Source organism: Saliphagus sp. LR7, from assembly GCF_003344565.1.
GTDB lineage: Archaea > Halobacteriota > Halobacteria > Halobacteriales > Natrialbaceae > Saliphagus > Saliphagus infecundisoli.
This window is the reverse complement of record NZ_QPND01000006.1, coordinates 197,403-223,006: the sequence shown is the minus strand read 5'-3', so window position 1 is coordinate 223,006 and position 25,604 is coordinate 197,403. Positions and strand designations below refer to the sequence as shown.

Annotated in this window: 23 protein-coding genes and 1 tRNA gene; 9 read left to right on the top strand and 15 right to left on the bottom strand. The window is 68.9% G+C overall.

Annotated elements, in window-relative coordinates; genetic code table 11:
• The 7 genes from DVH23_RS11035 to DVH23_RS11005 all read right to left on the bottom strand — a co-directional run.
• The coding region (locus DVH23_RS11035) for an AMP-binding protein (RefSeq protein ID WP_157972392.1) at positions 1-709 on the bottom strand (709 nt) is incomplete at its 3' end.
• Positions 710-799: 90 nt separating this feature from the next.
• Positions 800-2,014: a nitrogen regulation protein NR(II) gene (locus DVH23_RS11030; protein WP_232833748.1), complete on the bottom strand. Its 1,215-nt coding sequence runs from the start codon at positions 2,012-2,014 to the stop codon at positions 800-802.
• 110 nt (positions 2,015-2,124) lie between these two features.
• Positions 2,125-3,951 (bottom strand): asparagine synthase-related protein, encoded by a 1,827-nt coding sequence (locus DVH23_RS11025; RefSeq protein ID WP_232833747.1) that lies wholly within the window; start codon positions 3,949-3,951, stop codon positions 2,125-2,127.
• A 234-nt stretch (positions 3,952-4,185) separates the two neighbouring features.
• On the bottom strand, positions 4,186-4,914 hold the full coding sequence (locus tag DVH23_RS11020) for a succinylglutamate desuccinylase/aspartoacylase family protein (RefSeq protein WP_157972391.1): 729 nt from the start codon (positions 4,912-4,914) through the stop codon (positions 4,186-4,188).
• 347 nt (positions 4,915-5,261) lie between these two features.
• Positions 5,262-5,335: transfer RNA gene (locus DVH23_RS11015), tRNA-Thr, on the bottom strand.
• Positions 5,336-5,397: 62 nt separating this feature from the next.
• Positions 5,398-6,441 carry a class I SAM-dependent methyltransferase family protein gene (locus DVH23_RS11010; RefSeq protein ID WP_114577473.1) on the bottom strand — a complete coding sequence of 348 codons (1,044 nt, stop codon included), beginning with the start codon at positions 6,439-6,441 and terminating at the stop codon, positions 5,398-5,400.
• A gap of 38 nt (positions 6,442-6,479) precedes the next feature.
• Positions 6,480-6,902 (bottom strand): VOC family protein, encoded by a 423-nt coding sequence (locus DVH23_RS11005; RefSeq protein WP_114577472.1) that lies wholly within the window; start codon positions 6,900-6,902, stop codon positions 6,480-6,482.
• Between the two features lie 95 nt (positions 6,903-6,997).
• Here DVH23_RS11005 and dph5 point away from each other — a divergent pair, with 95 nt between their 5' ends.
• Positions 6,998-7,828 carry a diphthine synthase gene (dph5, locus tag DVH23_RS11000; protein ID WP_114577471.1) on the top strand — a complete coding sequence of 277 codons (831 nt, stop codon included), beginning with the start codon at positions 6,998-7,000 and terminating at the stop codon, positions 7,826-7,828.
• Between the two features lie 22 nt (positions 7,829-7,850).
• On the opposite strand, the gene DVH23_RS10995 is transcribed toward dph5, so the two are convergent.
• The 4 genes from DVH23_RS10995 to DVH23_RS10980 form a co-directional block, all read right to left on the bottom strand.
• Positions 7,851-8,834: an isocitrate/isopropylmalate dehydrogenase family protein gene (locus DVH23_RS10995; RefSeq protein WP_114577470.1), complete on the bottom strand. Its 984-nt coding sequence runs from the start codon at positions 8,832-8,834 to the stop codon at positions 7,851-7,853.
• 146 nt (positions 8,835-8,980) lie between these two features.
• The gene (locus tag DVH23_RS10990) at positions 8,981-10,333 is read right to left on the bottom strand and encodes an alpha-glucosidase/alpha-galactosidase (RefSeq protein WP_114577491.1); all 1,353 of its coding nucleotides are present in this window, start codon (positions 10,331-10,333) and stop codon (positions 8,981-8,983) included.
• Positions 10,334-10,394: 61 nt separating this feature from the next.
• Positions 10,395-12,209, bottom strand: a complete 1,815-nt coding sequence (locus DVH23_RS10985; RefSeq protein WP_114577469.1) for a ribosome biogenesis/translation initiation ATPase RLI — start codon at positions 12,207-12,209, stop codon at positions 10,395-10,397.
• Positions 12,209-12,532, bottom strand: coding sequence for a hypothetical protein (locus tag DVH23_RS10980; RefSeq protein WP_114577468.1), 324 nt, complete (start codon positions 12,530-12,532; stop codon positions 12,209-12,211). The genes DVH23_RS10985 and DVH23_RS10980 overlap by 1 nt, the downstream gene beginning before the upstream one ends.
• 115 nt (positions 12,533-12,647) lie before the next feature.
• Between DVH23_RS10980 and DVH23_RS10975 the strand changes: the two genes are divergently transcribed.
• Positions 12,648-13,805 carry a hypothetical protein gene (locus DVH23_RS10975; RefSeq protein WP_157972390.1) on the top strand — a complete coding sequence of 386 codons (1,158 nt, stop codon included), beginning with the start codon at positions 12,648-12,650 and terminating at the stop codon, positions 13,803-13,805.
• A gap of 29 nt (positions 13,806-13,834) precedes the next feature.
• On the opposite strand, the gene DVH23_RS10970 is transcribed toward DVH23_RS10975, so the two are convergent.
• A complete protein-coding gene (locus DVH23_RS10970) occupies positions 13,835-14,422 on the bottom strand; it encodes a hypothetical protein (protein ID WP_224827060.1) in 588 nt (195 codons plus the stop codon).
• Between the two features lie 182 nt (positions 14,423-14,604).
• On the opposite strand from DVH23_RS10970, the gene DVH23_RS10965 reads away from it, so the two are divergent.
• The 6 genes from DVH23_RS10965 (at position 14,605) to DVH23_RS10940 (ending at position 19,126) form a co-directional block, all read left to right on the top strand.
• Positions 14,605-15,078, top strand: coding sequence for a hypothetical protein (locus DVH23_RS10965; protein WP_157972389.1), 474 nt, complete (start codon positions 14,605-14,607; stop codon positions 15,076-15,078).
• A gap of 64 nt (positions 15,079-15,142) precedes the next feature.
• Complete coding sequence (locus DVH23_RS10960; protein WP_114577465.1) at positions 15,143-15,724, top strand: hypothetical protein; 582 nt, start codon at positions 15,143-15,145, stop codon at positions 15,722-15,724.
• Between the two features lie 135 nt (positions 15,725-15,859).
• On the top strand, positions 15,860-17,017 hold the full coding sequence (locus DVH23_RS10955; RefSeq protein WP_114577464.1) for a S26 family signal peptidase: 1,158 nt from the start codon (positions 15,860-15,862) through the stop codon (positions 17,015-17,017).
• A gap of 99 nt (positions 17,018-17,116) precedes the next feature.
• On the top strand, positions 17,117-18,322 hold the full coding sequence (locus tag DVH23_RS10950; RefSeq protein ID WP_114577463.1) for a DUF5305 domain-containing protein: 1,206 nt from the start codon (positions 17,117-17,119) through the stop codon (positions 18,320-18,322).
• A 56-nt stretch (positions 18,323-18,378) separates the two neighbouring features.
• Positions 18,379-18,675, top strand: a complete 297-nt coding sequence (locus DVH23_RS10945) for a helix-turn-helix domain-containing protein (protein ID WP_114577462.1) — start codon at positions 18,379-18,381, stop codon at positions 18,673-18,675.
• Positions 18,676-18,712: 37 nt separating this feature from the next.
• Positions 18,713-19,126, top strand: coding sequence for a hypothetical protein (locus DVH23_RS10940; protein ID WP_114577461.1), 414 nt, complete (start codon positions 18,713-18,715; stop codon positions 19,124-19,126).
• 20 nt (positions 19,127-19,146) lie between these two features.
• On the opposite strand, the gene DVH23_RS10935 is transcribed toward DVH23_RS10940, so the two are convergent.
• The 3 genes from DVH23_RS10935 to DVH23_RS10925 form a co-directional block, all read right to left on the bottom strand.
• On the bottom strand, positions 19,147-21,045 hold the full coding sequence (locus DVH23_RS10935; protein ID WP_114577460.1) for a PINc/VapC family ATPase: 1,899 nt from the start codon (positions 21,043-21,045) through the stop codon (positions 19,147-19,149).
• Positions 21,046-21,134: 89 nt separating this feature from the next.
• Complete coding sequence (locus DVH23_RS10930; RefSeq protein WP_114577459.1) at positions 21,135-23,231, bottom strand: ATP-binding protein; 2,097 nt, start codon at positions 23,229-23,231, stop codon at positions 21,135-21,137.
• Between the two features lie 123 nt (positions 23,232-23,354).
• A complete protein-coding gene (locus tag DVH23_RS10925; RefSeq protein WP_114577458.1) occupies positions 23,355-24,107 on the bottom strand; it encodes a winged helix-turn-helix domain-containing protein in 753 nt (250 codons plus the stop codon).
• A gap of 361 nt (positions 24,108-24,468) precedes the next feature.
• On the opposite strand from DVH23_RS10925, the gene DVH23_RS10920 reads away from it, so the two are divergent.
• Positions 24,469-25,566, top strand: a complete 1,098-nt coding sequence (locus DVH23_RS10920) for a M20 family metallopeptidase (protein WP_114577457.1) — start codon at positions 24,469-24,471, stop codon at positions 25,564-25,566.
• The last annotated feature ends 38 nt before the right edge of the window (positions 25,567-25,604 follow it).

The window sequence follows — 25,604 nt, the reverse complement described above, 5'->3', positions numbered from 1 at the left end:
GCGAGTGCTCGAGTTCGTCTCCGAGCCGATCGACGACGACGGTCGTCGTGTCGCCTGTGACGCTCTCGAGGCCCTCGTCGGCTTTCTCCTTGTGATCGAGGGCGTCGCCCCGACGGTAGTAGCCGTCGCACGTGACCAGATGGTCGCTGTCGGCGGCGTTCATCCGGGTCGCGAGGGCGTCGGCGGAGAAGCCTGCAAACACCACCGAATGAGGGGCACCGATGCGCGCACACGCGAGCATGGCGATCGGGAGTTCGGGGATCATCGGCAAGTACAGCGTCACCACGTCGTCCTCTACGACGTCGAGATCCCGGAGAACGGCCGCGAACTCCTCGACCTCGCCCAACAACTCCTCGTAGGTGAACTCGCGAGTGTCGCCCAACTCGCCCTCCCACTGGATCGCGAGTTCGTCCCCCCGGCCCTCCTCGACGTGGCGATCCAGGCAGTTCGCCGATGCATTGAGTTCGCCGCCCGTGAACCACTCGTAGAACGGTTCGTCACCGTCGTCAAGCACCGTGTCGTACTCGCTCTCCCACGACAACAGGTCGGCCGCGCGCTCCCAACACTCCGGCCAGTTCTCCTCGAACTCGTCGTAGATCCCCGGATCGGAGACGTTGGCCTGCTCGACGAACGCCTCGGGGGGATCGAACGTCTCCTGGTCGGCCAGCCGTGCCTCGAGTTCGACCTCCTGACCGTCGTCTGTTCCCATATCCACGGGATCGTTCATGAACGGAATAAACGTTCCCCCTTCGGCGGGACGGCGCCGGTTCGAAACGGGGGATCGGCGATGGATTGCCGATCAGACCCGGAACTCGAAGCGGGCGCCTCCCTCCTCGCTCTCCCCGACCCGGACCGCCCAGTCGTGGGCGTCGGCGACCTCCTCGACGATCGAGAGCCCGATCCCGGTCCCCTCCGCGCTCGTCGTGTAGCCCTGCTCGAAGACCGCCGTCCGGACGTCCTCGGGGATCCCCCGGCCGGTGTCCTCGACGTAGAACCCCTCGCCGTCCTCGAGGCCGCCCACGCGGACGGTGACGTCGCTCCCGCCGTGTTCGACGGCGTTATCGTGAGCCTGCGAACGATTACTCGTAGAACCGTGTTCTACGGCGTCATCGCGAGCCTGCGAGCGATGGCTCGGGGAACCGTGTTCGACGGCGTTCCGAAAGAGGTTCTCCAGCAGGGAGGCCAGCCGGCTCCGGTCGGCGTCGATCGATCCCGGCGCCTCGACGGTCAGATCCGCGTCGTCGGTCCTGACCCAGCCCCAGGTCTCCCGGACGACCTCTTCGACCGAGAGCCGCCGCGTCGTTCCCAGCCCGCCTTCCTGCTGGGCGAGCTCGAGCATGTCCTCGATGAGCTCCTCCATCCGATCCAGTGACTCCGCGAGTTCCTCGACCCGTTCGTCCCCGTCTCCGTCCTCGTTCTCGGCGGCGATGAGTTCGGTGTATCCCTGGGCGACGTTCAACGGGTTCCGCAGGTCGTGGCTGAGGACGCTCGCGAACCGCTCCAAGCGTTCGTTCTGGGCCTCGAGGCGTTCCTCCTGGGCTTTCTCCCGGGAGACGTCCCGGAAGATCCCGGTGAACAGCCGTTCGCCCCGGAACTCGTGTTCCCGGAGGCTAATCGTGACCGGGACCTCGTGGCCGTCCTCGTGGCGGGCGGGGAGCTCGACGCCGTCCCAGTCGATGTTTCGCTCGCCGGTCTCGATGTATTGCTGGAGGCGACGTTCGTGGACCGCCTTCAGGCGATCGGGGATGATCTCGAGCTTCGAGCTGCCGACGAGTTCGGCGGGCTCGTAGCCGAGGATCCGCTCGATCGCCGGGTTGGCAAAGAGGATCGTGCTCTCGGCGTCGATCGTGAGGATCCCCTCGGAGGTGTTCTCGACCAGGGTTCGGAAGAACGCCTCGTCGGCGTCCCGGAGCCGGGGATGGATCAGCTCCGCGATCGATTCCTCCTCGCGTGTCGCCTCGTCACCGCTCGTCATCTCGACCCCCTCCGGAGCGCCGGCGACGTTCGATCCCACCACCGTCGGGTCCGCGAGTGACGTCGGAGGCGTTCATGAACTGTCCCTACGCCCCGTAGGGGCGGGTCGGTACTTGAATAACGATGGTCGAGTCGGTGCATGGGGTAGCGTCACACTCCCTTCGGTGTCGTCTCCGTATCGGGCCCGGTCCCCGCAACCGTCCGGGTCATCGGCATCTCGAGCAGCGTGAGGAGCCCACACAGCGCCCCGGTGTGGGCGCCACCGGCCGCGTGTTCGCGATGGGTTTCGAGAACGCGCCCGTAGTCGATCCCGGGGAGCGCCCGGATCGTCGCCTCGTTGGCCCGGAGATACGGGCCGACCCACTCCTGGCCGCGCAGCCGGGCCGCGTTCCCCTCCCCGGGCGATCGCAGCGCGGAGCCGACCGCGCCGAGGCGGTGGAGCCACCGCGGGCGCGAGACGGCGATCCCGGTCCGGTCGTGGGGGATCGCGGCGAGGTCGGGGGCGAGCCGGGAGAGCGCGCGCCCGACGACGTCGTACCGGAGGCCGTGGGACCGCGGGAGCTCGAGCGAGAGGTCGACGAGCCGCCGGTCCAGAAACGGGTAGACCGTCGGCAGGACCTGTTCGTCGGCGTAGCGGTCGAACGACGTCTCGTTGGTCAGCGGGAACCAGAAGCCAAACCGGGCGAGCGCGCTCGCCGAGGGGTACGCCACGCCGTGGTCCTCGACTCCCTCCCCGGTCGGAACGACCTCCCCGGCGAGGGTCCTCGAGAGGACCGGCTCGGCGAAGGGGACCGACCGTGGCGTCTGCCAGTCGAGGTACGCCTCCCGGCTCTCGATCCGGCGCTCGATCGGTACCGGGATCGAGAGCCCCGGAAACGGGCGGTGGGTCGGCGTCGCCCACCCCTTGAACAGCACGTCGGCGTACAGCCCCGAGACGAGCGCATCGACTTCCTCCCGGAGGCGGTCGGCGACGCCGAGGGTTCGACCCTCGTTGAACCAGCCGACGAAGTTCGCGTGGGGGGCGATATCGGACAGCAACGTCCGGTAGCGGTCGCTGCCGGCGGGAAGGCGCGCGAACCGCAGGCCTGCCCGGGCTGCGACCCGGCTCGCGACGGCGACCTCCCTCGAGCCGTCGTCGAAGCCGTAGGCCCGCTCGACCCCTCCCAGTGCCGCCAGGAGCCGCGAGTCGCTCCCTCCCGAGAGCAACAGGCCGTGATCGCGACCGGGTCGGAGCCGATCGGCGAGGGCCGCCCGGAACCGCTCGACGAACCGGTCGACGAACGCCCCGATCGGCCGGTCGACGGGCCGGTAGGTCGGCTCCCAGTAGCGCCGGCTCTCGACTCCCTCCGGTCCGATCGTCGTCACCGATGCCGGCGGAAGCCGCTCGACTCCCTCGAGGGGCGTCCTGATCCCCCGGACGGTGCCGGTGGCGAGGTACTCGGCGAGGGGTGCGGGCTCGAACGCCGTCTCGACCGCCGGGTGGCGGGCGAGGGGCTGGATCGCGGTCGCACAGAGCAGCCAGCCCTCCCCCCGGTAGCAGTAGACGGGCCGGCTCCCCAGACGGTCGGTGACGACGTGGAGCCGACGGCGCTCGCGGTCGACGACCAGACAGACGAACTCGCCGTTCAGCCCCGCGAGCCCGTCGAGCCCGTCGGCGGCGTACTGCTCGGCACAGAACTCCCCGGTCGACGTCCCGGGTGGCCGGCGCTCGTAGCCGTCCCCCCGTTCCCGGCTGTAGACCGGCCCGACGACGTGGAGAGTGGTGTCTCCACCGGGAACGGCCGCCGGATCGTCCTCCCGACGGCGCACGCGGCCCGCGACGCTCGCGAACGGTTCCCGGACGGAGACTCTCGCCCCGGAACCGAGCCCGTCGACGACCGGCGCCACCGGCGGGCGGTCGTGGCCGTACGCCCAACAGAGCCCGACCATCAGCTCGCCGCCCTCGCCGTCCGGACGGCTCGACTTCGCTCCCGACACGGGACGGGGTGCGATCCGTTCACTGTTCGTGCTCGAACGTCGCCCCTCCACCGCATCAGCGCGCCACCTAACCAGTGAGGGTCCCGGCGTCGGGCGGCGTCCGGGCGACGCCCGGCGGGGACGACGGCTACCCGCCGGAGCCGCTCGGGTCGGCCGCCCTCCCGGAGCCGGCCTCGAGGAGTCGAGGATTGGAGACGGCCACGGGGCCCGAGAGAGCGGCCGTCGCCCCGCGTGTTATCGCCGGCCGGCGCCGTTCGTCTCGAGGCCGCACTCGCCCAACAGCCCGCTCACGGCCGACTCCATCCATCCGATTCGCGTCGGGAGGTCGGTGTCGTCCTCGGTGACCTCCACGATGTATCCGGGCCGGTCGAGCTCGCCGACGACCTTGTGGGCCAGCATCGGCTCCGAGCCGTCGATCGTCGCTCCGACCGTGAACTCGTAGGACTCGGGATACGCGTCGCGAACGCCCCCGTTCAGCGCGGCGACGGTCCGCTCGGCCGGCTCGAGCGCGGCGGTCGACGGCGCCGAGAAGATCGCCTGTCCGTAGCCGTCGAACGCGGTCTCGGCGCCCCAGATCCCCCGGGAGCTGTGCATGTCGATCACGACCCCCGGGTCGTGCATCTCGACGACCTCCCAGACGTCGCGGGCGAGACCGGAGAGGGGCTCGCTCCCGGTCGGGAACTGCCGGTTCAGGTGTCCGACCCTCCCGTGGCGGGTTCCCCGCCGGATCGCGTCCGCGTCGGCCTCGGGGATCACCACCAGTCGGCCCCGCTCGAGTCCCCAGTCGAGCATCCGGGCGCCGACCTCGTACCCCGCGGCCTCGTCGCCATGGATGCCGCCGACCACGACGGCTGTCGGTCCGGCCCGTCTCCCGTCGATCACGTGAACCGTCGTCTCGTACGGCGTGTTCGCCTGGATGGTGTAGGCAAAGCTCGAGACCGAACACGACTCCGATGCGCTCACAGTGCCCGCAGCTCCGCCCACTCCGGCGAGAACGCCGGCAGTTCCGGCCAGAAACCGCCGGCGCGACGACTCGGGAGCCGACCGGACGGCCGACGTCCTCGAACCGATCTCGGTCGTGCGTTTCTCAATAAACGGTAACATTCGAGCCGACGGTCGGATCGTTCCCAGTTAATAACCACGATAGCAGATGGCTTTGCCCAATTACCAATGGTTAGATAGGGTGAGTTTCGGCGCTAGCGGCCGTTCAGTCGATTTCGAGACGATAATCGTGTGGGGTAAGAAAAACCGATACGGGCTTTCGTCGCCTCACCGCTTCCGGATCGAGGCTGTTCGAACCTGAGGTCGCAAGCCGGTGGAGGGATTTGAACCCTCGGCCTAATCCTTACGAAGGATTCGCTCTGCCAGTCTGAGCTACACCGGCGCATCCGAACATACGCCCGACGCTGGGCATAAGGATTGCGAATCCCCCCTGCTACGCGGCGATCACCGCTCGAGGCGGACGTCGAGACAGATGTTCTCCTCGTGGGGCGCGTACGACCGGACCGTGTGCCGGGTTTCGACGGTGACCTCGTACTCCCCGCCCGCGGCCGCTCGGATCGCCCGCTCGCCGGGGCCGAACGGGTCCTCCTCGTGCTGGATGTCGTAGTAGTGGATCACGCAGTCGTCGCCCGCCAGCGCGATCGCGGTCTCGAGGAACTCGTCGGCGCTGTGGGGGAGGTTCATCACGATCCGGTCGGCCCAGTTCCCGTAGTCGTCGGCGGCCTCGCGGACGTCGCCTTCGATCGCCGTCACCCGATCGGCGACCCCGTTTCGCCGGGCGTTCTCCCGGAGGTACTCGATCGCGCGCCCGTTGACGTCACAGCCCACGGCCGTCGCCCCCCGCTTTGCGGCCGGGATCACGAACGGGCCGACGCCGGCGAACATGTCGAAGACCCGCTCGCCCTCCCGTATTTGCTCCGTAACACGATGGCGCTCGGTCGCCAGCCGCGGCGAGAAGTAGACCGCAGCGAGGTCGAGGAGGTACTCGCAGCCGTACTCGCGGTGGACCGTCTCGGTTCCCTCCCCGGCCAGCAGTTCCCACTCCCGGACCCGCTTCTCGCCTTTCACCTTCGAGGCCTTGTTCAGGACGGTTTCGACGGGGAGATCCGACTCGACGACCGCGCGAGCGATCGCGCGGGCCCGCTCGGGGTCGTCCTCGTCGATCAGGACGACGTCGCCGATGCGTTCGTAGGAGGGCTCGGAGCCGAGCAGGTCCGCGGGGGTCGTCTGGCGCTCGCGCTCCCCGACCGCGTGGGTGGCGAGCTCGAGGCCCTCGGGGACAGCAGCGGGGTCGGTGACGGGGATGTAGAGGTGGCCGTCCTCACCGGCGATCTCGTAGCTCTCGGCGATCAGCTCCGCCTCGGCGAGCTCACGACGGGTCGCCTCGCCCTCGGCGCGGGGGACCCGGACGCAGGCGACGGGCGTCTCCGCCTCGCCGCCGGTGGCGTCGTTTTCGTCTCCGTCTCCGTTCGGGGCCCCCGAGTCCATATCTCGAGTACCGGATCGCCGACCCTAACGCTGACGCATCAGGCCTCGATCAGTTCGACGAGGTTCCCCTCGGGATCCCGGACGAAGAGGATGGTCGACCCGGTCTCGGTCGTCCGTGGCTCGCTCACCGTCTCGACGTCGTCGGGCAGGTCGGCATAGAAGGCCGCGACGTCCTCGACGGCGAGGCCGAGGTGGCTCGCGCCGGGCTGATCGACGCGCTCGCGAGAGCGCTCCTCGCCGGCGGGGTCGTAGGAGACGAGTTCGACCCGGGCGCCGTCGGCGTCGAGGTGGACGAAGCGCCCGGTCGCGCCCTCGATGCCGACTGCGGTCGCGAAGGCCTCTCCCGAGACGGTAAAGCGATCGAGCACGGGGAGGCCGAGGACGTCCCGGTAGAAGCCGAGACAGCGATCGAGGTCCGAGACGGTGATGCCGACGTGGTGGGCGCGCGTGGATTGCGACATGGTCGTTCTCCCGCGGGCGCTCGCAAAAACGCTTCGTCCCCGGCGGTCCCGAACGGTCCCGGGCGGTATATGGCCCTCCGGGCGCAATCGGGGGCATGCTCACCTTCATCGGCCTCGGACTCTACGACGAGCGTTCGATCACCGTCGAGGGCCGGGAGGCGCTCAGGGACGCCGACCGGGCGTTCGCCGAACGCTACACCAGCCACCTCGTCGGCGCCTCCATGGCGGATCTCGAGGCTCACCACGGCACGCCCATCGAGGTCCGCGGCCGCGAGGGCGTCGAGCGCGACCCCGAACCGATCCTCGCGGCCGCCGATGGAGGGGAGGTCGCCTTCCTCACCGCGGGCGACACGATGATCTCGACGACCCACGTCGACCTCCGTCTGCGGGCTCACGACCGCGGGATCGACACGCGAGTGATCCACGGCGTCACGGCACAGACCGCTGCGAGCGCGCTCACGGGCCTCCAGAACTACCGCTTCGGCCGGGCGACCACTCTCCCCTTTCCCTACGCCCACGGCGCCGACGGCCTGCCCGAGAGCGTCACCGCCCCGATAGCGGACAACCGCGAGCGAGGGCTGCACACGGTCGTCTACCTCGACATCAAGGTCGGCGAGGAGGCGCGTCGGTCGCCGAACGTCACTGGCGGGGACGGCGATGGCGCCGAGGAACTCGCCGAATACATGACGGCCGATGTCGCCGCTTCCCTGCTCGCGGCGGCGTACCCCGAGGTCGTCGGCGTCGCCGTCGCCCGCGCGGGCAGCCCCGATCCCCTGGTCGTCGCCGCACCCCTCGCCGAGCTCGCCGACCGCGAGTTCGGCGACCCCCTTCATCTGCTCGTGATTCCCGGAAAGTGCCACCCGATCGAGGCCGATGGCCTGGTCTCGCTCGCGGGCGCGGACCGCGGGGACCTCGATACGGTCTGACGATCCGGAGCTTCCGACCGCGTCAGTCCAGCCGGGAGACGACGGCCTCCGTCACGTCGTCGGTCGAGGCGTCCCCGCCGAGGTCGGGCGTTCGCGGTCCCTCCGAGAGGACCGTTTCCATCGCCTCCCGGACTGCGCCTCCCTCCTCGTCGTGGCCGAGGTATTCTAAGAGCATCGCCGCCGAGAAGATCGCCGCGGCAGGGTTGGCGACGCCCTCGCCGGCGATGTCGGGTGCCGAGCCGTGGACGGGCTCGAACAGCGCCCGGTCGGGGCCGACGTTTGCGGAGGGGAGCATTCCGAGACCGCCGACCAGCCCCGCCGCCAGATCCGAGAGCACGTCGCCTGCGAGGTTAGGGCAGACGACGACGTCGAACTCGTCGGGCTCGAGACAGACTCGGGTCGCGAAGGCGTCCATCAGCACCTCCTCGCAGTCGACCCCTCGGTCGTCGGCGACCCCGATGACGGCGTCCCGGAAGCGGCCGTCGGTCTCGCGCATCACGTTCGCCTTGTGGGCGACGTGAAACCCCTCGTACTCTCCCTCGTCGACGTACTCGCAGGCGAACTCGGCGAGGCGCTCGGAGGCCGAGGTCGTGACGACCCTGGTCAGCGTCGAGAGATCGCCGGAGAGTCGGCTCTCGTGGCCCGAATAGACGCCCTCGGTGTTCTCTCTGAGGAAGACGAGGTCGGTCTCGGGGCGGACGGAATCGACCCCCGGGTACGCGCGGGCCGGCCGGACGTTGACGAACGAGCCGACGGCCTCCCGGAGCGGGAGGATGACGTCGGCGGCGGTCTCGCCCGCGGCTCCGAACAGCGTCGCGTCCGCCTCGGCCGCGAGGTCGTAGGTCTCGGAGGGAAGGGCCTCGCCCGTCTCCTCCGCGATGCGGTCGCCCGCCTTCCCGTCCACGAACTCGAAGTCGGGGCCGGTCGCCTCGAGGACGGACACTGCGGCGGGGGTCACTTCCCGGCCGATCCCGTCGCCGGAAATGACGGCGATCTCGGTTGGCATGGCCGTACCTCACAGGGGGGCAAAAAGAGGGTGTCGATCGCGTGTCCGCCGCCTTCGGGGCCGCCATCCCTACCGGAATCGAGGACGACCCGCTCGTCGTCCCGGCCCGACGACCGGAGCGGCCGCCCGAACACGGTCCGATCCGACTACGACAGCGCCGGCAGATACTCCCCGTTTGCCGCCAGCAGATCGTCTACCATCGCGTCCGCCTCCTCCAAGGTACAGACCGCGCTCGTCAGCGGGTCAAGCTTGATGGCCCGACGGAGTGCTGCCTCGTCGCCCTCCGTGGCCGCCTGAACTCCCAGGGCCTGGACGTTGACGTTCGTCCGGTTGAGAGCCGCGAGCTGGGCGGGGAGGTCGCCGACCGAACACGGGTGGACGCCGGTCCCGTCCACGAGAGAGGGCACCTCGACCAGCGCGTCGTTGGGGAGGTTCGAGATCAGCGCACCCGCCCGCGAGCCGGCCGTGTTCGGAACGTTCAGGTTCATCCGGCGGACCGAGCCGGTCTCCAAGGAATGGACGATCCGGGCGGCGTACTCGTCGCTGCGGTCGAGTTGGGTGTCCATCGCCTCGGGGTCGAACGCCTCGCCCGGGTCGATCGAACTCCACTGTTCTAAGTACTCGCCCGTCGGCAGCCAGCAGACCGGCGAGTACTCGTACTCCTCGGGGTCCGCCCGGTAGCTGCTCCGTTCGATGAGGTCGTCGATCTCCTCCTCGCTTTGCCGGAAATAGGGGAGATACTCCGAGAGGTGCTGGCTCGACTCCGTGATGAACGAGCCGAAGTGATCCATCGTCTCGAAGCGGACGACGTCGTCGGCGTACGCCTCGCCCCGCTTGGCGAGGACCGCCTCGAGATCCGGATAGAGATCTCTGCCGTCGTGTTCGAGTTCGAGAAACCACGCCATGTGGTTGATGCCGGCGACCCAGTACTCGATCTCGTCAGACGGAACCCCGACGTAGCTCGCGAGGTCGTGGGCCGTGCCCTGGACGCTGTGACAGATGCCGTAGACGTCGATTTCGGTTTCCGCCGCGACCGCCCAGCAGACCATCGCCATCGGGTTCGTATGCTGGAGCAGGGGGGCGTTGGGGCACAACTCCTCCATGTCCCGGGCGATGTCGAGCATCGTCGGGATCGTCCGAAGTGCTCGAAAGACCCCGCCCGGACCCAGGGTGTCGCCGACGGCCTGGTAGACGCCGTACTCCTTGGGGATCTCGATCTCGCTGCGAAACGGCTCCTCGCCGCCGACGTGGATCGCACAGATTACGTAGTTGGCGTCCGCGAGCGCCTCGCGCCGATCGGTCGTCGCCTCGACCGTCGCCGGCAGGTCGTTCGCCTCGACCAGCCGGCGGGCCATCGCCTCGCTTTCGGCCAGCCGGTCGTCGTCGATGTCCATCAGGGCAAGCGTCGCGTCCTGGAGCGCGGGAAACGAGAGGAGGTCGCGGATGAGTGTCCGCGTGAAGGTGATGCTGCCGGCGCCGATGAAGGCGATCCTCGTCATGCCCTGGATCCACATACCACCGCCCTAAACGTTGCTATCGCGTGGCGCGATTCCCGTCCGGTCAGGGCGCGTAGTAGTACTCGCCCTCGCGTTTCTGCTGGCTGTCGAGTTGCGAGCCGGGCTTGTTGATCCGGGGTCGGGACGTCCGCTCGTCCCGGCGGAAAGTCACCTCCAGGTTCGCGAGGAAGTCGTTCATCCCCGAACGCATCGCCTGGGGAGTGCCCGCGTGACCCTCTACGGCGGGTTCGCCCTCGAAGACCATCAGCCGATCTGCGAGCAGGTCGATCATGTAGATGTCGTGGTCGATGACCAGCACGGTCGCGTCCTGTTGTTCTGCGTACCGCCGGATCGCGCGGGTCGCCTGGACCCGCTGTTCGACGTCCAAGTGGGCGGAGGGCTCGTCGAGCAGGTAGAGGTCGGCCGACTCCGAGAGGCAGGCCGCGATCGCGACCCGCTGGCGCTCGCCGCCCGAGAGATCCGAGAGGTTCTGCTCCATGATGCGCTCGAGCTGGAGCGGTTGGGCGATCTCGGTGTTCCAGTACGAGGAGCCGAACTGGTCGGTGATCGAGGAGAGAAAGGCGTCCACCCGCATCCGCTGGTCGATCGTGACGTACTGGGGTTTGTAGGAGATGTCCAGATCGAGGTCGGCGTCTCCCTCGTCGGGTTCCAGCTCTCCCGTCAGCAACCGGGCGAACGTGGACTTCCCGATCCCGTTCGGGCCGACGATCCCCAGGACCTCGTTCTCGTGGATCTCGCCGCCCTCGACGGTAAGGGAGAACTCGCCGTCGCCGTAGGACTTCGAGATATCGGGGTAGGAGACCAGAGTGTCGCCGCGTTCGACGGTCCGGGGGGCGTGTTCCTCGAACCCGATCGCCTCGGGGCGGATCCGCATGTTCTCGTTGTCGAGGTAGCCCCCGAGGTACTCGTTGATTCCATTGCGGACGGATTTCGGCGAGGTGATCACGCCGTAGGCGCCGGGTTCGCCGTAGGCGACGTGGAGGGTGTCCGCGAGCAGGTCGAGGATCGCGAGGTCGTGTTCGACGACCAGCATCGACTTGTCCTCCTCGGCGGCGAGTTCCCGGATCAGCCGTGCGGCGATCACCCGCTGGCCGATGTCGAGGTAGGGGGTGATCTCGTCTAAGAAGTAGAAGTCGGTGTCCCGCGCCAGGGTCGCGGCGAGCGCGACCCGCTGGAGTTCGCCGCCCGAGAGGTCATCGATCGCCTGGTCGAGTACGGGTTCGATCGAGAGCCGGGAGGCGAGTTCCTCCAAGACGCCGCGTTCGTCCGCCCTTTCGAGCAACTCGCGGGTGTTGCCCTCGAACTGCTCGGGGATCTGATCGACGTACTGCGGTTTGCGTGCGACGGTGATCTCGCCGTCGCGGATCGACTCGATGTAGTCCTGCAGTTCGGTCCCTCGATAGGCATCCAGAACCGCGTCCCAGCCCGGCGGCTCTTCGTGTTCGCCCAGGTTGGGCTCGAGTTCGCCCGCCAGGATCCGGACGGCGGTCGTCTTCCCGATGCCGTTGGGTCCCAGAATGCCCGTCACCTTCCCCTCCTCGGGGACGGGAAGCCCGTAGAGCGCGAAGGCGTTCTCGCCGTAGCGGTGGGCCGGCTGGTCGTCGAGTTCCTGGGGGAGATTGAGGATCTCGATGGCGTCGAAGGGACACTTCTCGACGCAGATCCCGCAGGTCTCGCCCAGACAGATCTCCTCGCTGATCCGGATCTGGTCGGGTTGGCCCTCCGCCGTCTCCTCGCCCCGGAGGGTGATACACTCCTTGCCCGTTCGATTCGGCGGACAGAAGTTCTTGCACTCGTAGTTACACCGGTCGGGCTGACACCGGTCGAGATCGACGACGGCGATGCTGTCGTCGGCCATCAGCCCGTGTACTCCGTCGTGAGCAGGATTCCCCACGTGATGAACCACAGCGAGAAGGTCATCAGGGTGATGAAGAGGTAGTGTTTGACCCCGAACTCGTCGTCGCCGTAGATTCCGAGCGCCTGGATCAGCGGGAACTGGAGGACGATCGTCCCGACGACGATCAGGAGCGCCCGGGTGTCGGTCGCGGCCGTCGCCGGCGCGGCGTCGCCCGTGATGATCGAGGAGGCGATCGCCGCCCCGATGCCGAGCAGAGCCGCGAACGACGTCACGCCGATCGAGCGGACGTGCTCGCGTCGGTCGCTGAGCGATTCGGTCGCCATGTCCGTGAGTCCGACCCGGGCGTTCAAAAGCCGTTCGGGTTCGCTGGCGAGCCCTCCCGCGCCGACGGAACGCGACCGTCCCCTTTATGGCCGTGAAGGTTCAATTAGTCGTACAATGGTGCGGAGATCCCGGTCGCGGTCGCGCGGGGGCGGGGGAGCCCTTTCCCGCCGGGCCCTTCTCGGCGGCGGAGTGGTCGCCGTCGGTGGGGCCGGACTCGTGGCCCGCTCGGGCGCGTTCTCACAGAGCACTGCGACCCGGGAGGCGAGCATCGACTCTGCCGGCGACGACGAGGCGTTGGTCGGGGTCGCGGTCGCGTCCGTCGTCGCCGGGGAGGACGACCAGGAACTGGCGACGATCACGAACAACGCGGGCCGGGAGCTCTCGGTCACGGTGACGCTTGCCGACCCCGAGGACGGCGAGGTCGGAGAGCCGGCGGCGACGATCGGGCCCGACGACGAGCACACGTTTTCAGTTTCAGTCGCCCGGGGCATCGATACCGGTGAGAAGGCGCTCCCGTTCGATATCGAGGCGACCGGCGACGACTCCTTTCACGCCACGATGGAACGGCGGGCGGACGTCGAGGCGGGCGAGGAGCCCGGCGGGCCGACCCTCAAGCGGAAGATTATCGACGAGACGAAGAACACCAACGCCGCGTTCACCATCGAGTACGACGTCGAATCGGTGGCCGACTTCGACCGCCTCGAACTGGACGTCGAGAACGCGAGCGTCGGCTGGATCGCGGGCGAGTCGTTCGTCCGCGAGAGCCCCGAGGGCGTGCTCTCCTATCCCTCGAGCGGCCACGACGGCGGCGCCGAGGGCCACACCTACACGTTCACGTTCCGGGTCTACGACTCGAACGGGGTAGTGCTCACCCGAAGCACCGAACGGGTCGCCGGCGAGGAGAGCGACGACGACGACGACGGGATCGGCGGCGCGGACGACCCCGAGCTCGAGTGGTTCGCCGTCGAGGACGACAGCAGCCCCCAGCACGGGACGACGCTGGCAGTCGAGTACCAGACCGCCGTCGCCGATCCCGACCGGTTCGGGTCGGTCCGCGTCGAGTTCGACACCGACGCCGATCCGGGCGGACACTGGGCCGACGAGACGATCTACGGCGAGGGGTCGAGCGATACCGTGACCCACACGAGGGACGGCACCGTCGGCTCGACCTACGAGGTGACCGTCGCCGTCGAACGACCCAGCGGGGTCACGGTCGACTCGGGGACGGTCACGATCGAATCGGGCTCGAACGAGACGATCGACTGGCCGTAGTCGCTCGGTTTTCCCGTTCGAACGTCGGACTACGGCGGCCGATCGCCGGCTCCGAGCCGGCTCCGGCGGTTCTCGACGGTGTGGACGGCCGCCGATATCCCGAAGAGCGCGACGAGCAGCGTCGCCCAGCCGAGGGTCGGAACGGTCTCGGTGGGGACGACCTCGAGCCAGAGGCCGGCGATCACGGCGCCCGCGACCGCCGAGAGTCCGAGGTAGTAGACGCCCCAGGGGATCGAGTCGCCGGGAACGATGTCGAGATAGACGTCGAGGTCGGCGGCGGAGTCGGTGAGTGCGATCGTCCGGTCGTCGAACTCGACCATGTTCGCGCGTTCGAGGGTCGGCAGGTGGGTCTGCTGGAGGGAGGTGTAGACCCGCTTTCGCTCGGCGGAAGTGAGTTCCGCGACCTCCTTGTCGAGTTCCCAGGCCGCGACGTGCTCGGCGAGGTCGCCGAGTTCCACGGGGTCGTCCTGCTGTTTGCAGTAGTGGATCGCGTACCGCCGGCGGTGGTTGCTGAGCAGGTCGAAGATCTCGCCGCGGGTCGGCCGGTCGTCCGTCTCGGACTCCGGGCCCGGGGCCGATTCGTTTTCACCCTTCTCCTTCCCTTCTGTCAGCGCCATCGACTCCTCCCTTTTCGTGAAAATCAGACGGGAGAGGTATAAGTCTAGCGACCGTTCCGGCACCGTTTCGACAACAGTTGTCGGAGAAAGGCCGGCTTGAAACGGCTCTGGCCCGGCCAGACGACGTTCTGGCGACTCAATACAAAGGGGAGTGGGTCCCAAGGAGGGGATACACCATGAGGATGAACAGACGGAACGTGCTCGCGGGAATCGGTATGACGGTCGTTGCCGGCGGCGGCGCCCTCGCGTCGGGCGCGTTCAGCCAGGTGGAAGCGGATCGATCGGTGAGCGTCACCACGGCGGGCGACGGGAGCGCACTCCTCCAGTTCGACGTCGACGACAGCTACAACGGGATCGACGACACTGGTGACGGGGTAGTCGCCCTCACGTTCCAGGACATCAACCAGGACGCAGTGACGACCTTCGAGGGCGCGCTGACCGTCACCAACAACGGGAGCGACGACGTGTCGCTCTCGGCCTCGAACGTCCCGGCCGCGATCACGTTTACGGATGCGAACGGAACGGATCTCGCGAACGGCGTGGATATACCGTCCGGCGGAAACAGCGCGAACTTCGACATCGAGATCGATCTGGTCGACAACTCCGAGCCGAGCGACCAGGACATCACGTTCAACGCCCAGGCCCAGAGCAACTGAGCCTCCCGTCACCGACTTCCTTCGTCGGTGAACCGACCGCGAGATCGATCGGATAACACATCCAATGTCCCGAAACACTCGTTTCCTGGCCCTGCTCGCCGTCGTGACGGGCACCACCTTCATCGTGCTCGGTCTGGCGGTGCCGACGGGAGCGATCGTTTCGGGAGCGCCCGACGAGGGTCGGTCGAGAGCCGTCGCGCTCGAGCCCACCTCCGACCACGCCGGACTCTCAGGGGACGAACTCGTCGTCGAACTCGCTAGTGTGAACAGGGACGCGACCTCGCGGTTCGACGGCGTCTTCACGATCACCGCCCGGGAAGCGGGAGCGATCCGCCTCGAGACCGACGTCGAGGGCGTCGCCTTCCATCGGGATGGGCAAGCCATCGCACCGGAGGAACCCCTCCGGCTCGAGGCCGGCGAGACCGTCCCGGTGGGGGTGGTCGTCGAGACGGCCGACGCCGACCCCGAGGGCGGGACGTTCACGGTCTACGTCGAGGGCGAGTCCGCGGCACCGACCTACGCCGTCGGCAGCCGGATCTTCACGGATCGGTTGACCGCGCTGGTCGCCATTCCGATCGCCGTCGGGCTCCTCTCGGTCGCCGGGCTCGTCCGCCGTCGCCAGGATCTCTGGCCCGTGCTCCCGTGATAGCGGCCGAAACGTTCATCCGACCTGACACGGTAGCCATCGCCGGAGCAGACGGATGGACGGACTGAGAGGAGACGAATCGTCGCGGCCGATCGCCGGGCGGAGAGTGCCGGACGGGGAGCACCGGGGGCGGCGATGAGCGGCGGAAGCCTCCTCGGAAAACTGCTCACGATCGTTTTCGCGATCGTTCTCCTCTCGCTGGTCGTCGGGCAGGTGCTGGGCCAGCCGATACTCCTTGGATACGTCACGACGGGGAGCATGGAGCCGACGATCGACGCCGGCGACGGCTTCGTCGCGATCCCGGCGGCGGTGACGGGCGAGCCCGAACCCGGAGACGTCGTCACCTTCGAGGCGACCGAACTCCACGACGGCGGGCTAACGACCCACCGGATCGTCGGCGAGGCCGAGGGAGGGTACGTCACCCAGGGCGACGCCAACCCCTTCACCGATCAGGACGGCGGGGAGCCGCCCGTTACTGAGGGACAGATCGTCGCGAGCGCCCTCCAGGTCGGGGATACCGTTGTGACGATCCCCCACCTCGGGACCGCGGTCATGGGGATCGGGTCGGTCCTCGAGACCGGATACGCCGCCGTCGCCTCGACGCTCGGCTTCACGACGACGCCCGACGGCGAGGGCGGCGGGGCGGTGCTGGTCGGTTTCGGGGTCGTTCTAGTCGGCCTCGGCGCCCTCTTTGGTTCCGGCCGGGACGTCGGCCGTTCGACGGCCCGGGAGAACGTGCTCGCGGTCCGGGTCGCGATCGCAGCCGTCCTCGTCGTTTTCGTCGCCGTCGCGACGGTCGCGATGGTCGTCCCCGCGGGGGTCTACGAGTACGAGGTCGTGAGCACGACCGAGCCGACCGACGATCCCCAGGTGCTCGCACCGGGCGAGTCCGGCGAGCTGGCCCGGACCGTCGACAACGCGGGCTTCGTTCCGACCGTCGCCATCGTCGAACCGCAGAGCCCCGGGATCGCCTCCGAGCCCGACCGCCTGACCGTCGGCGCCCGGGGGGAGGCCGAGACGACGGTCACGCTGACCGCGCCCGAGGAGGAAGGCGAGTACGTCCGCCACGTCGGCGAGTACCGCTACCTGCTCGTCCTCCCGCCGTCGGTCCTCGCCGCGCTCCACGGCGTCCACCCGCTCGTCGCGATCGCCGCCGTCGACGCCGTCGTCGTCGCCGTCGTCGTCGTGACGATGGTCGCGCTCCTGGGATCGGGTGACCTCCGATTTCGCCGGCCCGGCGGGAACGTCCCCGCCAGGCGCCGCCTCGAGCGCAAACTCCGGAAGTGGCGCTGAAGCGCCGTCGGCGAAACACTAGTATTATATCTCGTGAATGTCTGTAATTGAGTATACTGGTTCGGGGGACCGACTCCCCCGATTCGGGAGGGAGGACACGTGATCGACAACCCGCGGATCGATCTCCTGGTCGCCAGACACGGGCGAGCGATCGCGATCGCCGCGGTCGCCGTCGGCGTTCTCGCCGTCCTCGCGACCGGCTGGGCGGCCGCGAACCCACAGACGACGACCGCGCCCGCCGGGGTCGCCGAGGATCGCGTCGAGACCGAGGTCGCCACGAGCGCCGAGGTCGTCCGGGACGGCCTCTGGGAGTCGGGAACGGAACTCCGGGACAACCCCCTCTACACCCGCAACGACACCCCCGTCGTCGCCGTCGAACCCCGGACGACCGTTCCCGAGGACAGCGAGGTGACGGTCGATCACGTCGTTTCGATCCGCTACGAGGCGGTCCGCGACGAGACCGTCTTCTGGGAGGACGGTGAGGAGGTGCTGAACGAGACGGTGACCGCCGAGGGCGGCGTCGCGACCTCGAGCGCCGAGATCGACGTCGAGTCGGTCGCCGACCGCCGCGAGGCGATCGAAGCGGACCTCGGCGACGTCGGGACGGTCGCGCTCTCGGTCGTCGTCGACGTCCGGTACTCGGGCGACCTCGACGGCGGCTACGAACTCTCCACGCCCCTCGCGATGGACGAGGAGGCCTACTGGTTCGAGGAATCGATGTCGGAGTCGGTGAGCCACGACCGGGCGGCCGGAGCGGAGACCACCGAGCCCCGGAGCACGCTCGTCGCGGGATTCGGCCTGCTCGCGCTCGCGGCGTTCGGCGTCGCGGCCATCGTCGCCCGGCGAGGAACGGTCGACCCCGACGTCGCCCGGCGCCGGCTCCACGAGCGCCGACACGCCGAGTGGATCTCCCACGGGACGATCCCGATGTGGATCGGCGACCACCACGTCGCACTGGACACCTTGGAGGACGTCGTCGACGTTGCGATCGACACCAACGAGCGGGTGGTCCACGACCGCGACCGGGAGCTGTTCGCGGTCGTCAGCGACGACGTCGTCTACTACTACAGCGAACGGGGCCTCTGGGAGGAGACCGCCTGGCCCGACTTCGACCTGCAAAGCGGGGAGCGCCCGCCGATGCCCGACGACGCCGGAGGGCGGACCGCGAGGCCCCCGGAAATCGACGGCGGGAGCCCGGCCCTCGAGGGCGACGGCTCCGCGTCCGTTCCGGGCGGGACCGACCCGGCTTCCGACGACGACTCGCTGCCCGATCCCGACGACGACGACGCCTGGGAACAGCTCTGATCCCCGACCCAGGTAGACTCAACTTTTATACTGCTGGGACGTTTCGATTCGCAACGATGGCCGACACCGACGGGGAGGACATGACGGACCTGCCGCCGAGCGCCAAACTCGTTTTCAAGGTGCTCGAGTACGACGGGCCCCTGACCCAGAAACAGATCGTCGAGGAATCGATGCTGTCGGCGCGAACGGTCCGCTACGCTCTCGAACGCCTCGAGGGGATCGGGATCGTCGACGAGGACATCTACTTCGCGGACGCCCGACAGAGCCTCTATCGGATCGACGAGCCGGTCGCGGCCGACGGCTACGGCGCCGACGAGAAGCGCGAGGACGCCTGCTGTGCGGGCGGCCAGTAGCACCACAGTTATTTTCCGGCGCTCGGGGAGTTCGTGTATGGACAAGGACACCCTGCCCCGCTGGGGCTGGCTGCTCGCCGCGCTCTTTGCCGCCGCGATCACGGCGTCGCTCGCGAACGTCGCGCTGTTCCGGCCGATCGGCCTCCCCCAGTCCTACGACGTCGTCACCACGATCGCGCTGATGGCGCCCGTGCTCATCTACGTCGGGCTCTGGCACGACGACGAGCGCCAGGCCTACTGGACCAACTCGCGGCCGAAGATCGTCGGCGACGCCGTCTTTACCCTTCTGGGGGCCCTGCTCGGCGCCGGCTTCGCCATCGCCGCGCTGATCGACGTCGGGATCCCGCGGCTCGCGACCGACGTGATCGCGATGCTCGCGGGCTTTCTCCTCGCCTGGGGTCTGTTCTGGTGGCGCAATACGGAACTCTACCGGGAGGACGACACACACTAAGGGATTTCAGGGTCGACCGGTTACGACGGCACGACCGTGATCGGCTCCTGGCGGTCGATCGCGTCCTCTAACTCCTCGGCGATCGCACTCCCCCGCGACACCTGGATCTCTCCCCCGCGGCTCACCGTCGCGGTAAACAGGTAGTCGCCGCCGGCACGGATCTCGACGGTCTCACCCTGGTTGCCCTCGACGGGGACGACGACGTGTCTGGAGGTGATCTCGGGGGTGGTGATCCGGCCCTCGGGCTGGCCGGCGCTCCCGCCGCCGGCGGCGCCCGATCCGCTCGAGCCGTCCGAAGCAGCCCCGCCGGAGTGGGGGTTCTCGTCGTGGGTCCGGACGTCGATGTCGATCCCCAGCCTGTTCTCGATGTCGGTGATCCGGCCGCCGCCTTTCCCGATCACCGTCGAGATGTCGTCGTCGTCGACGTAGACGACCGCTCGGTCCTGGCCCGAGAGCTGGACGTCGACGTAGCCTCTGGCGACCGAGCGGATCTCGCGTTCGATCTCGCCTTTCGCGAGGCGATCGACGCCCGACTCCGTGCCGGGGCCGCCGTCCTCGTCGTCGAGGGGGACGGTGACAACCTGGCGGTTGAAGGTGTAGATCTCGTACTCGGGTTCGCCGCTTTCGAACTCCGAGACGAGGATCACCGGCCGGGCTAAGTCCTCCTCGGTGAGCCCCGCGGGCACCTTCACCTCGGTCGTGACGTCGTACACCTTCGCGACCTCGCCGGCCTCGATGTAGACGACCGTGTCGACGACCTGGGGGATCATCCCCAGTTCGACCCGTCCCACGAGGCGCTGGAGGGCGTCGATCGCCCGGGTGGCGTGGACGACGCCGATCATCCCTACCCCGGCGAGGCGCATGTCCGCGAAGACCTCGAAGTCGTCGGTCTTGCGGACCTCGTCGTAGATGGTGTAGTCGGGCCGGACCATCAACAGGGCGTCGGCCGTCTTCGCCATCTCGCCGCCCAACTCGGTGTACTGGGTGATCTCCGGGCCGACCTGGAGGTCGCGGGGCTTCTCCATCGTCTTGACCGCGTACTCCTCGTCGTTCAGGTACCTGGCGACCGCCTGGGCGAACGTAGACTTGCCCGCGCCGGGCGCCCCCGAGATGAGCACGCCCCGCTGGTGCTCGCCGAGTCTGTCCTTGAGTTCCTCTGCGTGTTCGTAGTCCTCGATGTCGGTCTGTGCGATCGGCTTGACCGCGGTGATCTCGATGCCGTCGGAAAAGGGCGGTCTGGCGATCGCGATCCGGTAGTCCCGGAACTGGACGATCTTCATGCCGGGTTCCGAGAGCTCGACGAAGCCGCCGCTTGCCTCCTTGGCGCCGTCGACGACCTCGCGGGCGTACTCGTCCATCTCCTCCTCGGAGAGCGGGTCGTCGGCGATGGCCTCGTAGCGCATCTCGCCGAGTGCGCCCCGCTTTGCCATCGGGCGGGTATCGGTCTTCAGGTGGACGCTCATCGTCTCGTCGTCGAAGAACTCCTCGAGGGCAAGGGTGCCGACCTCGCGGGACTTCGGCGAGATGTAGGCGACCTCCAGGCCCTTCGCTTCTGCCACTTCGGCCTGGACGATGTCACTCGTGACGAAGGTGGCCTTGAGCTCCTCGGCGAGGTCGCGGATCAGCGCGTCGATCTCGCCCTCGGCGGCGTGGCCCCGCTCGATCGCGTCGGGGCGGTCGCCGACGTACTCCAGGTCGATCCGTCCGCCCTCGGCGAGGTCGGCCAGCGTCTGGAGCTCCGAGAGGCCGTCCCAGCCGCTCTCGAGGCCGTCGTTGGCCTGGGCCTCGAGTTCGGCGACGACCGCCTCCGGCACCGAGACCGTCGCTCCCTCGAACGTCACCTCCACGTCCTCTTCGCCCTCGATCGCGGCCGAGACGCGGCCGTCGATGACCACGCTCGTGTCCGGTACGACGTTCATGCCGGCGGATTCGGCCCTCGCGGGTATAAGGCTGCGGAACGCAGGTGACGGGTTTGGCTGCCAGAATCGAGAGCGGGCCGATCCCCCGTCTACTCGTCGGCCGTTCGCTCGAGGGAGGCGACCGTGGCGTCCTCGAAGACCGCCTCGCAGCGACGACCGGGGACGGCGCTACAGACGACGATCCCGGCGTGGACCGGCCCGGTTCGCTCGATCGGGCGCTGGTCGACCGGGGTCCACCGGTTGCCGTCGGGAGAGACGAAACAGGTCAGGCGCTCGCCGAGGAGGTCGGCCCGGAGCCATTCGGCTCCGATCCCCTCGAGCTGGTGGCTGACGCCCGCCTCGCCCGGGCGGGTCCGCCACAGTAGCTCCGTGCCGAACTCCGGGGTATCGCCGACGTAGCCGTATGTCGAGGCCCCATCGCGCCCGCTCCGGATCATCACGCCCGCCTTGCTACACGGATCGACGCCCTCGAGGGCGACGAGCCGGGCCCGGACGGTGACGTCGCCGTCGGCGGTCGCGTAGACGAACTGGAGGTCGTTCAGGTCGTCCCGGACGTCGTCGCCGTCGGCGGCGACCGTCCACCGGTTTGCGCCCGGGTCGAACGCGACGGTCCCGCCGGCCTCGAGGTCGCCGATCTCGGCGTCGGAATCGAGCTCGCGGCGGTCGCCGCGCCCGACGTCCGTGCGCTCGTCGGCGGTCGGTGCCGACACGAGCGGACAGTTCCGAAACGAAAAGCGGGCGCCGCCCTCGGCGCTCTCGCCGATCTCCAGTCCCCATCCCTGGGCGTCACAGATCCCGGAGACGAGGCCGAGCCCCACGCCGGTCCCCTCCGGGTCGGTGGTGTACCCCGGCTCGAGGACGGTTTCGCGCTCGGACTCGGGGATTCCCCGGCCCGTATCCTCGACGTAGAACCCGTCGTCGAGGGCTCCGATCCGGACGGTCACGTCCTCGCCACTGTTGGCGACGGCGTCATCGCGAGCCTGCGAGCGATTGCTCGTGGAACCGTGTTCCACGGCGTCATCGCGAATCTGCGAGCAGTGGCTCGTGGAACCGTGTTCCACGGCGTTCGTCAACAGGTTCTCGAGGACCGGCCGGATCGTCTCCTCGTCGACGGGCATGCTCGTCGCCGCGGGGAGCTGGTTCTCCAGGGTCGCCTCCCCGGGGTAGACGCTCCAGACGTCCTCGACGACGTCGGCGAGCGACCCGGCCCCGCCGTCGGAACCGCCGGTCGAGCCGTTCGCGACCGTCTCGAGGTCCTCGAGCATCTCCCCGATCCGATCGAGGGCCGCCCGCGCCCGGGCGAGGTGGTCGTCGTCGCCGGTCTCCTCGGCGAGTTCGAGGTGGCCGGCGGCGACCTGTAGGGGGTTGCGCAGGTCGTGGCGGACGTTCCCGGCGAACGACTCGAAGCGCTCGCGGAGTTCCTCGAGTTCCCGCTCGCTTCGTTTGAGGTCCGTGACGTCGACGGAGACGCCGACGAGTCCCTCCCGCCCGCCGTCGCTCCAGGGGATCTTCGTCGTCCGGACGGTGTGGTCGGTCGAGTCGTGGTCGTAGCGTTCGTCCTGGCCCCGGATCGACGCTCCGGTCTCGACGACCCGGCGGTCGTCCGCCGTGGTCCGGCGTGCGATCTCGGGGTTCGTCTCCCCGTAGAGGTCGACGTCGGTCAGCCCGACCGCGTCCTCGGGATCGACGATCCTGGGGGTGGGGGTGGCACGGAGGTATCTCCCCTCCCCGTCCTTGACGTAGACGTTCGGCTCCGGGCCCTCGAGCAGCGCCGTGAGCGCGGCGCGTTCGACGCGGGCCTCCAGTCGCCGTCCGTACGTCTCGAGGCAATCGTCCACGGCGTGGCGCACGGTTTCGAGGGGATCGGCGGGGGTGTAGTAGCCGTCCGCGCCCGCGTTGAGGAGTTTCCGGGGGACTCCCTCGGAGTCGTCGGCGTAGAAGACGACCGGGAACGCGGCGTCGCGGGCGCGGACCTCCCGACAGAGGTCGGTGCCGGTCGTTTCCGGAAGCCGGTCGGCCAGCAGACACCCCACCTCTGGATCGCGGGCGGCATCGACCGCCGCCGCCGGCTCGAGGGATCGAATCTCCGTGGCCCGCCCCTCGAGGAGCGCGTCCCGGAGCTCCGGCGAGCGCACCGAGTCGCCGACGCCGACGACGACCGTCGGCGCGGGAAGGGGCCCGCTCATCGATCCGTCCCGTGGGGCCGGTCGTAGGGCTCCGCCGGCCCTCGAAAACGTCCTCGCTCGTCGCACATGGGCTCCCCTTTCGCTCCTCGGGATATAAGGCTACGGAACGTTCACGATAGTTTATCAGTCGCGGGCGACGACCGTCGAGCGCTCGCGGTAGCGCTCGTAGACGTCCTTGACCCACTCCCGGAAGGCGGGCGTGTCGTTCTCGACGCAGGCGGCAAACGTCCCGTCCTCGTAGCGGCCGACGAGCGCGGCGTCGTCGGTCAGCGTCAGCCCGAAGTCGACGGAGTCCTCGAGCGTCCGGAGGGTGAACGCCCCCGGCGGGGGCTCCTCGGGTTCGGGTACCCGCTCTAGGACCGACCGGGGCATGATCAGCTCGGTCTCGACGCCGTCGGCCAGGAGCCGTCCGTGGACCTCGATGAAGAGGTCGCTGACGATCGGCGAGATCCCGCGGACCGACGACGTCTCGGAGTCGGTCATCGCCGTCCGGTAGTGGCTGATCGGCGCGTGGGGGTTCGTCGGGGTGGCGACGGTCACCGTCGCCTCCTCCAGCAACAGCGGGTCGAACGCGGGATCCCGGTCGGCGAACGTCCCGACGACCGGACCGTGGCGCTCGAGGGCGGAGAGCCGGTCGAGAAACCGCTTCGCCGACAGGTAGACCAGGTCGCCGACGGCGGTTAGCTCGTAGCGTCCGTCGATCTTCTCGACCCAGCCGAGTTCGCCACACGCGTTGAGGTGGCGCTGGACGGTCACCCGCGAGGCCGACAACTCCTCGGTCAGCCCCCGCGTGTCTGTCGGTTCCTCGTGGAGCGACCCCAACACGTCGAACCGGTGTGGCGACGAGAACAGGTCGGTTCCCCACTCGTATCCCATCGGCCGAACCCATTCGACCGACGAACGTATGCTTTCCGGTCATGATCCGTCGAAGGCGGCGTATCTGGTGGATTCGACCCCCATCGGCCGTGTTGGCCGTCGCGTATCCGTTTCAGGGGGTGTTCTCGAGATCGAAAACGATCACCTCCTGAACGGGAGTGCAGTGGGTAAGGTAAGACCGTACCGAGTGGTACCAGAAACTGGCAGCACGACGACCCCGGTTCGGCCGGCCGCCGAACCCGCTCGATCGTGTGCCTCTGACATCACGGGGTCGGTTGGCCGCCGCCCCCTGTACTTCCTCTCCAGCCGTGGCTCCGCCGGACCCGCTACACTCACGGTCCTGGCCTCGAAAGTCGGCGCCATGGCAACGACGATCGCCGAACTGACCGAGGCCCTCGTCGGGATCGCGAGCCACGACGACGAGACCGCCGCCGGCGACCGCATCGAGGCGTGGCTCGCCGACGAGACGGAAGCGGCGGTCCGCCGCGACGGGATCGGGAACGTAATCGCCCGACGGGGCGACGATGAAGGGGTCTCGGTCGCGCTCGTCGGCCACCACGACGTCGTTCCGCCCGAGGGGTCCCAGCTCGCCGAGGACGGCAGCTACCGCGTCGAGCGCCGGGAGGGCCGGATCCACGGCCGGGGCGCGGCGGACATGAAGGGCGCGCTCGCGGCGCAGCTGGTCGCCTTCCGGGAGGCGGAGCTCCCTCCAGGAATCGAGCTCGTCTTCGCGAGCTTCGTCGGGGAGGAGACCGGCGGCGTCGGCGCCCGGTACGCGATCGACGACGGCTTCCTCCCCGACTACGCCGTCGTCGGCGAGGGCTCGACGAACTACTCGGGGCCGGACGTCACCGATGTCGTCGTCGCCCACCGGGGCCGGCGGGGGAGCACCGTCACCGCCCGCGGGACCGCCGCCCACGCCAGCGAGCCCGAGGCCGGCGAGAACGCGATCTACCGGGCGACGGCGGCGATCGACGCGATCCGCGACCTGGAGGTCTCCCCGGTCTCGGTCGCCGGCGGCCGGCTCTCCGGAAGCGTCGTCGTCACCGAGATCGAGGGCGGCTCGGCGATGAACGTCGTTCCCGAGCGGTGTACGCTGACGGTGGACGAGCGGACGGTGCCCGGCGAGCGCGCCGACCTCGACGGTCTGGAACGGTTACCGGGAATCAAGTGGGCGGTCGAACAGGACCTCCCGCCGATGGAGTGCACCGACGAGACGTTCGCCGAGCGGGTCCTCGCGGCCGCCGCCGAGGCCCAGTCGGCCCCTCCCGAACTCGCGACCAAACCTCACGCGACCGACGCGGGCTGGCTCTCGCGGGCGGGGACCGAGTGCGTTATCTGTGGACCCTCCGAGCCCGGCGAGGCCCATACGAAGGACGAGAGCGTCTCGATCGCGGTCCTGGAGCGGTGTTACCGGATCTATCGCGGGACCGTCGAGTCGTGGCCGGCCCACGGCTGACCTCCCTGGCCGGAACCCCGGCGTTGATGGGACCGGCC

Excerpts from the sequence above, each read along its gene's own strand:
- DVH23_RS11010 (WP_114577473.1), bottom strand. The coding sequence starts at position 6,441 with ATGGACTCGGGGGCCCCGAACGGAGACGGAGACGAAAACGACGCCACC.
- DVH23_RS11005 (WP_114577472.1), bottom strand. The coding sequence starts at position 6,902 with ATGTCGCAATCCACGCGCGCCCACCACGTCGGCATCACCGTCTCGGAC.
- dph5 (WP_114577471.1), top strand. The coding sequence starts at position 6,998 with ATGCTCACCTTCATCGGCCTCGGACTCTACGACGAGCGTTCGATCACC.
- DVH23_RS10995 (WP_114577470.1), bottom strand. The coding sequence starts at position 8,834 with ATGCCAACCGAGATCGCCGTCATTTCCGGCGACGGGATCGGCCGGGAA.
- DVH23_RS10990 (WP_114577491.1), bottom strand. The coding sequence starts at position 10,333 with ATGACGAGGATCGCCTTCATCGGCGCCGGCAGCATCACCTTCACGCGG.
- DVH23_RS10985 (WP_114577469.1), bottom strand. The coding sequence starts at position 12,209 with ATGGCCGACGACAGCATCGCCGTCGTCGATCTCGACCGGTGTCAGCCC.
- DVH23_RS10980 (WP_114577468.1), bottom strand. The coding sequence starts at position 12,532 with ATGGCGACCGAATCGCTCAGCGACCGACGCGAGCACGTCCGCTCGATC.
- DVH23_RS10975 (WP_157972390.1), top strand. The coding sequence starts at position 12,648 with ATGGTGCGGAGATCCCGGTCGCGGTCGCGCGGGGGCGGGGGAGCCCTT.
- DVH23_RS10970 (WP_224827060.1), bottom strand. The coding sequence starts at position 14,422 with ATGGCGCTGACAGAAGGGAAGGAGAAGGGTGAAAACGAATCGGCCCCG.
- DVH23_RS10965 (WP_157972389.1), top strand. The coding sequence starts at position 14,605 with ATGAACAGACGGAACGTGCTCGCGGGAATCGGTATGACGGTCGTTGCC.
- DVH23_RS10960 (WP_114577465.1), top strand. The coding sequence starts at position 15,143 with ATGTCCCGAAACACTCGTTTCCTGGCCCTGCTCGCCGTCGTGACGGGC.
- DVH23_RS10955 (WP_114577464.1), top strand. The coding sequence starts at position 15,860 with ATGAGCGGCGGAAGCCTCCTCGGAAAACTGCTCACGATCGTTTTCGCG.
- DVH23_RS10945 (WP_114577462.1), top strand. The coding sequence starts at position 18,379 with ATGGCCGACACCGACGGGGAGGACATGACGGACCTGCCGCCGAGCGCC.
- DVH23_RS10940 (WP_114577461.1), top strand. The coding sequence starts at position 18,713 with ATGGACAAGGACACCCTGCCCCGCTGGGGCTGGCTGCTCGCCGCGCTC.
- DVH23_RS10935 (WP_114577460.1), bottom strand. The coding sequence starts at position 21,045 with ATGAACGTCGTACCGGACACGAGCGTGGTCATCGACGGCCGCGTCTCG.
- DVH23_RS10930 (WP_114577459.1), bottom strand. The coding sequence starts at position 23,231 with ATGAGCGGGCCCCTTCCCGCGCCGACGGTCGTCGTCGGCGTCGGCGAC.
- DVH23_RS10925 (WP_114577458.1), bottom strand. The coding sequence starts at position 24,107 with ATGGGATACGAGTGGGGAACCGACCTGTTCTCGTCGCCACACCGGTTC.
- DVH23_RS10920 (WP_114577457.1), top strand. The coding sequence starts at position 24,469 with ATGGCAACGACGATCGCCGAACTGACCGAGGCCCTCGTCGGGATCGCG.